Annotated in this window: 6 protein-coding genes and 2 pseudogenes; 1 reads left to right on the top strand and 7 read right to left on the bottom strand. The window is 61.8% G+C overall.

The genetic code is table 11. The annotated features are described in order from the left end of the window. Positions 1 to 300, top strand: a 300-nt coding sequence (locus C4T42_RS31075; RefSeq protein WP_146074106.1) for a transposase, incomplete at its 5' end; no start/stop codon positions are given. 25 nt (positions 301 to 325) lie between these two features. Here C4T42_RS31075 and C4T42_RS31080 read toward each other — a convergent pair. From C4T42_RS31080 to C4T42_RS31105, 7 genes and pseudogenes are all read right to left on the bottom strand, one after another. Further along, complete coding sequence (locus C4T42_RS31080; protein WP_103986547.1) at positions 326 to 1,210, bottom strand: glycoside hydrolase family 16 protein; 885 nt, start codon at positions 1,208 to 1,210, stop codon at positions 326 to 328. A 549-nt stretch (positions 1,211 to 1,759) separates the two neighbouring features. Beyond that, a pseudogene (locus tag C4T42_RS32665) lies at positions 1,760 to 1,894 on the bottom strand (IS630 family transposase); the annotation flags it as partial. Positions 1,895 to 1,968: 74 nt separating this feature from the next. Continuing rightward, positions 1,969 to 3,525: an IS66 family transposase gene (locus C4T42_RS31085; RefSeq protein ID WP_103986548.1), complete on the bottom strand. Its 1,557-nt coding sequence runs from the start codon at positions 3,523 to 3,525 to the stop codon at positions 1,969 to 1,971. A gap of 45 nt (positions 3,526 to 3,570) precedes the next feature. Next, positions 3,571 to 3,918 carry an IS66 family insertion sequence element accessory protein TnpB gene (gene tnpB, locus C4T42_RS31090; protein WP_029357653.1) on the bottom strand — a complete coding sequence of 116 codons (348 nt, stop codon included), beginning with the start codon at positions 3,916 to 3,918 and terminating at the stop codon, positions 3,571 to 3,573. Continuing rightward, on the bottom strand, positions 3,915 to 4,301 hold the full coding sequence (locus C4T42_RS31095; RefSeq protein ID WP_103986549.1) for a transposase: 387 nt from the start codon (positions 4,299 to 4,301) through the stop codon (positions 3,915 to 3,917). Before C4T42_RS31095 ends, tnpB begins: the two co-directional genes overlap by 4 nt. 508 nt (positions 4,302 to 4,809) lie before the next feature. Beyond that, positions 4,810 to 5,121 (bottom strand): annotated as a pseudogene (locus tag C4T42_RS31100) (DDE-type integrase/transposase/recombinase); the annotation flags it as partial. Positions 5,122 to 5,259: 138 nt separating this feature from the next. Further along, the coding region (locus C4T42_RS31105) for a transposase (protein WP_146074083.1) at positions 5,260 to 5,625 on the bottom strand (366 nt) is incomplete at its 5' end.

Below are 5,625 nucleotides of genomic sequence, written 5' to 3' on the forward strand. Positions count from 1 at the left end.
GTCCTGGTGCCCGAACTCGCACCCGGGGACATCGTGATCATGGACAATCTCGGCAGCCACAAAGGCCCGGCCGTGCGCGCGGCGATCGAGGCGGCGGGCGCGCGGCTCCTGTTCCTCCCGCCCTACTCGCCGGACTTCAATCCGATCGAGATGGCGTTCTCGAAGTTGAAGGCGGGGCTGCGCAAGGCCGCCGAGCGCACGCGCGAAGGGCTCTGGACCACAATCGGGCGGCTCGTCGATGCCGTCACGCCCGACGAGGCTGCAAACTTCTTCGTCGCGGCAGGATACGACCCCAATTAAACCGAAACCGCTCTAGACGTTCACATTATTTTTTGCACTGAGCATTCCCTAGAGCCGTGTCGGGTGAAAAAGCATAAATGTAGTCCACCAAAAGATCGGACGGATTGTGAGTATTATCGATTGGCCACCCGGATCCGAGCGCGAGATTGACCAGGATCATAAACGGTTTCGTATGCTCGACAGGCGTCGGGGTTCTACCAATTTCCGATCGGTCAAGATAAAAAACGATCCATTCTTTGGTAACCTCTGCTCCATATAAATGGAAATCTGAACTCAAGCTATTATTGGGAACTTTTGTTATGATAGTTCCGCCGGTGCTCTTGCTTCTGTCCTGCTTATTCCAAATGTGCCAGACGGAGTGGAAAGCATCAGGGAATTGACCGTAGTACTCTACGATATCGATTTCGACTGAAGGCGACCTGTCATCCCGTGGAACATTTTCATTCAACCAAAAGGCTGGCCACACCCCAGGGCCCGCAGGCAATTTCATTCGAGCTTCGAAATAGCCGTACATTAAGGAAAATCCCGCTCCAGTTGGATCAGCGCTCGAAAGAAGTCCTGAAGTCCACCTGCCGTTGTCGTGTTTGCGAGCCCTGATTGTTAAGATTCCATTATCAATTATGAAAGGCTCATTTCTATTCTTGTCGGAGTAGATATCTATCGGATCAATGAATTTGGCATCTCCAAAATCGCCGTTCCATGGGGTGTGTGCTGACCATCGCGTACGCTCGTTATTAGACTTTGACACACTCAAATCGACAAAGTCATCACCGAAGACTTTTTTGTAGCGGCAAATTTTAATCTTCCCGACATCGGCTTCGATCTGATCGCTTCTTGCGCTGAATACCAAAAAGTTGAGCCCCGTACCAATTAGAACAAACCAAATGAATCGAACGTTCATTTGTCTCATCTCAAACGCTCCTTTAAGCGAAAACTCGAACTTAGGATATAGTCGCAGTCACAATTACCACTGTCCCACATAAGTGGAAAGTGGCATTTTGACCTACGGTTTGAATTCCATAGTTTGCGAAATGGGCATTCGAGTTGATATAGTGCTAAACGTGCGATTTTATTGGTGAGCAGCACTATAGTAAATGCAATTCTACGCCCTACGGGAATGATCCGAACATCTATCAAAATTCCGACTCCTCTGGTAAATATGCGAGTCAGTGGTACGGCATAGGTTTTGATTTTAATTGCACAAATATATTAAAATATGAATGTAGCGAATGTTTTATTGCACCCTATGGAAGGGCGGCCGATAGACAAATGATAGATAACGGACTCAATTATTTTAGGCAATTCTGCGCTATAGCCTGAGAATTATATTTGGTTCATATTCTACGGCTACGAAGGAATTGGCACACTCGCTTGGCGTGATCCTCGATTGTACGCCTGGGTGCCTTCCGCAGAAGCGCCTTCTTGAGAAGGCCAATTCGATTGTTTTGAATTCGGTCAAGTAGGACGGGAGGAAGAGCAGCTGCGCGCCGCCTGCTTCGATCCCCGCGCGCACGGCCGGCCCTTTATCGCTGCCGAGGTTGTCCTTCACGACGGTGTCGCCGGGAGCGGGTTGAGGTACGAGCACGCGCTGGACGGAGCCTGGAATGGACTTGCTTCAGTTTAGATACTGCTGGCGAAGCGTAAGCGCTCGGCGAGCGGCCCTGTTGATTAGGCGGCCTGAGCACCAGCGGTGACCGGCGACCAGTTCCAGGGCAGGAGTTCGGCCAGGCGTTTGGCTGGATGATCAGCGAGGCGGGTGAGCACGTCGCGCAAGTAGGCCTCCGGATCGAGCCCGTTGAGCTTGGCCGTCTCGATCAGCGTGTAGAACGCCGCGGCTCGCTCGGCGCCGCGCTCCGAGCCGGCGAACAGGTAGTTCTTGCGTCCGATCGCGACGGACCGCAGCGCCCGCTCGGCCGGGTTGTTGTCGAGCGCGATCCGCCCGTCGTCGAAGACGCGGGTCAGCGCCGTCCAGCGCACCAGCATGTAGCGGAACGCCTTGGCGAGATCGGAGCCGCCCGAGAGCTGCGGCAGGATCGTCGCCGCCCAGGCCTTCAGGGCCGCTGCGAGCGGTTTGGATCGAGCTTGGCGCTGCCGCAGGCGCTCGTCGGGAGGCTTGCCGCTGACGGATCGCTCGACCTCGTAGATCGCGCCGATCCGTTCCAGGGCCTCGAAGGCGACCGCCGAGCCGGTGCTGGCATGAACATCAAAGAACTTACGACGGGTGTGCGCCCAGCAGGCGGCCTCGATCAACGCGCCGCCCGGGCGACGGCCCTCGTAGAGCCCGTTGAAGCCGGCATAGCCATCCGCCTGCAATACGCCGGAGAACGCCGCCAGATGCGTGAGCGGACGCTCGCCCTTCCGATCCGGCGAGGCGAAGAACACGGCCGCCGGCGGACGCACCCCGCCAAAGGGGCGCTCGTCGCGCACATACGCCCAGAGCCGGCCAGTTCTCGTCTTCCCCGCCCCGGGCGCCAGGATTGGCACCGTCGTATCATCACCGTGCAGGACGTCCGACCCGGCGATCACCTCCGTGCGCAGGAGATCGGCCAGCGGGGCCAGCGCGGCGGCCGTGGCGCCCATCCAGCCGGACAGGGTCGAGGTCTGCAACGTGACGCCGTCCCGCGCATAGATCTCGGCCTGACGATACAGGGGCAGGTGATCGTCGAACTTCGCCACGGCGATATGCGCGAGCAGCCCGGGGCCGGCACGGCCGCGGGCGATGGCGTGGTAGGGCGCGGGAGCCTGCACCACGGTCTCGCAGACTCGACAGGAGAAGGCCTCGCGCACGTGCCGCACCACCTTGAAGCGGCCCGGCACGTAATCGAGGCTCTCCGTCACGTCCTCGCCGATCCGGCGCAGGCGACCGCCGCAGGCCGGGCAGGCGCAGGGGCCGGGATGAGCGACGGTCTCGCGCGGCAGATGCTCGGGCAAGGGGCGGCGCCCCGGCCCTCGGCTTGCCGCCTCGACCGCCTCGGCGACGACCGGGGCCGCCGCGAGGCGTTCGGCCTCGTCGGCCTCCAGGACCTCGATGGCGAGTTCGAGCTGCTCGACGCGGGCTTGCAGCTTCTCGGACGAGACGCCGAACTGCGCCCGCTTCAACCTGGCGAGTTCGCCGCGGAGCTTCTCGATCAGCGTGTTGGCATGAACGGCGTCCCTCGCCATGCCGACGATCATGCGTTTGAGCGCATCCACGTCATCCGGCAGCGAGGCAGGATCGAGAGCCATGCCAATAGCTTAGCTGGCCCACGATGGCTCCGCCAGCCCCTTCCCTCAGCCCGCGATGCGCGGCCGGTCCGTGCGCTCGGGCGCCCGCCAGTCGATCCCCTCCAGCAGCATCGCGAGCTGAGCCGGCGAGAGCGCCGCCGCGGCCCCTGCAGTTCCCGGCCAGACGAAACGGCCTCTCTCCAGCCGCTTCGAGAACAGGCACAGCCCCTGGCCGTCCCACCACAGGACCTTGATCAGCCGCCCCGCACGGCCGCGGAAGACGAAGGCCTGACCGGAGAACGGATCATGGTGCAGGTGGTCCTGCACCAGCGCGGCGAGCCCGTCGAAGCCCTTCCTCATGTCCGTGTGGCCGGTGGCCAGCCATACGCGCGAGCCCGAGGGAACGGGGATCATCGATCCAGCAGCGCCGCGAGAAGATCCCGCACCAAGGCCGGATCGGCACCCGCCTCGGCACGCAGCCGATGGCCGTCGGCCAGTTCCACCTCGATGGCGCCACCCGGCGCACCCTGGTCACGGGTCGGCAGACCCACCGGTGCCGGCAGTGCGAGCGGAACGAAGGGAGGCGGAACCGGCAGGGCCGCCGCCCGCTCCTCATCCCAGGCCTCGCGTCGCCAGCGAAAGAGGAGCGAAGGCGTCAGGCCATGGCGGCGTGCCACAGACGAGATCGACGCGGTGGTGCTCTGCGCCTCATCGAGGATCGCTCGCTTTTCCTCACGCGTCCACGAGCGACGCGTGCCGGCTACGACGATATGGGGCGAGATCGTAGGTCCAGACATAGGGCGGATACAGGCCTTCGCGACAGCACTGTATCCAGGTCTAGAATCTTATCCCGCAAGGCGCCTGCCAACGAGCGCTTACGGCGAAGCGGATGAATCGGTTTGTGGATTTGCTCCGGATTAATGGAGAGCGGTTTGGTGCGTGAAGCCCCTCTCGAACTGGATAGGGCTGGTGTAGTCGACACCGCCGATGACGTGACGCTCGTGAGCTTCCTCGGCACTCATCCCATCCTCCTGGCGATCGAACCTGATGGCTTCACCACGACCGGATGCGCGGACAGGACAGTCACGAGACCAGACGGTCAGGCCCTTCTCGGGTCACAAGCATCGGCGAGGCAAAACCTCACCGCAGGGTGTTCCCGGGCGGCCGACAGGTCCGGGGAAAGACACGACCGGTCGATCGGAGTGCGGGTCAGGCCGCACCGGGACACCCTGCGGCGCCAGCTTAACTGACGGTCCATCGCTGTGCGGATCAGGCCGCCAGGAAGCTGGCAACGATCTTCTGACTGTCTGAATGATGCAATAAACTTGGTCCGGGCCGTCGGACGACAAGGGCACGTCGCTGCGCGGTCAGCGCGAGTTCCTTGTGAAGCCGGTCGCCCGCCGCCCAGCCCACGACCCGTCGGGAGTACAGATCAAGGACCACCGCCAGGTACAACCAGCCCTCCCGCGTCCAGATGTAGGAGATGTCGCTTCCCCACTTGCGATCCGGCCCGGCCGCCTTGAAGTCCTGGTCGAGGTGGTTGGGCGCGACTGGAAAGGCGTGGCCGCTGTCCGTCGTGCGCCGGAAGCGGCGCGGCTAGCGGGCTTTGAGCCCGTTTGTCAAACAGCGTCGAAGTCTTGTTCTTCCGCATTTCGTGTGGCGCGGAACGCCAGATCAGGTCGCGGTGAGGGCGCGCTGGCGTAACAGCGCGAAGCCCGCGCAGCCGAATATCATGCGCTTGAGTATCCGTTTTGCTCAAGCGCGTTTTTGTTGCCAGGTGCGGCCGTCCCTCAGGAGGGCATTGGCCAGCAGAATGAGCTTGCGCATGACGGCCGTGAGGGCGAGTTTTGGTGGCTTTCCAGCATCGCGAAGCGCTTGATACTTCGCCCTGAGGTCTGGGTTGAACCGGGTCGCGACCAGGGCAGGCATGTAGAGGGCTCGGCGCAGTCCGGTGCGTCCGCCCCGGATAAAGCGTCGGCCTGTGCTGCGGCCGGAGTCGCGCGCCATCGGCGCCAGTCCTGCTAGGCTTGCGGCCGGGCCCGGCTCGAGGCTGCCGAGTTCGGGCATCTCGATCAGCAGCGCAATCGCGGTTGCCTCGCCGATACCGGGAATGCTGGCCAG

The organism is Methylobacterium sp. 190mf (assembly GCF_900107945.1).
In the GTDB taxonomy this organism is placed as follows: domain Bacteria; phylum Pseudomonadota; class Alphaproteobacteria; order Rhizobiales; family Beijerinckiaceae; genus Methylobacterium.

Coding starts and splice junctions, on each gene's coding strand:
- C4T42_RS31095 (WP_103986549.1), bottom strand. CDS start 4,301: ATGTCTGGACCTACGATCTCGCCCCATATCGTCGTAGCCGGCACGCGT.
- tnpB (WP_029357653.1), bottom strand. CDS start 3,918: ATGATCCCCGTTCCCTCGGGCTCGCGCGTATGGCTGGCCACCGGCCAC.
- C4T42_RS31080 (WP_103986547.1), bottom strand. CDS start 1,210: ATGAGACAAATGAACGTTCGATTCATTTGGTTTGTTCTAATTGGTACG.
- C4T42_RS31085 (WP_103986548.1), bottom strand. CDS start 3,525: ATGGCTCTCGATCCTGCCTCGCTGCCGGATGACGTGGATGCGCTCAAA.